At 65.1% G+C, this 275-nt stretch carries 1 protein-coding gene; it reads left to right on the top strand.

The genetic code is table 11. The features are described 5' to 3' along the window. On the top strand, nucleotides 1–275 hold a 275-nt coding region (locus R2S09_RS40435), incomplete at both ends, for a transposase (protein ID WP_316746302.1).

Raw genomic sequence — 275 nt, 5'->3', positions numbered from 1 at the left:
GTTCACCTGCTGCGCAACTCGTTCAGGTACTGCGGGCGGCAGGACTGGGAGAAGATCGCGCGTGGACTGAAGCCGGTCTACACCGCGCCGACGGAGGAGGCCGCGCTGGAGCGGTTCGTGGAGTTCGCCGAGGTGTGGGGGAAGAAATACCCGGCGATCGTGCGGCTGTGGGAGTCGTCCTGGTCGGAGTTCGTGCCGTTCCTGCGGTTCGACGTGGAGATCCGCCGGATCGTATGCACCACCAATGCCATCGAGTCGATCAACGCCCGCATCCG

It is taken from the genome of Streptomyces sp. MK7, from assembly GCF_032658145.1.
Taxonomy (GTDB): domain Bacteria; phylum Actinomycetota; class Actinomycetes; order Streptomycetales; family Streptomycetaceae; genus Streptomyces; species Streptomyces spiralis.
The sequence above is the reverse complement of the archived record's forward strand: the minus strand, read 5'-3'. Positions and strand labels throughout refer to the sequence as shown.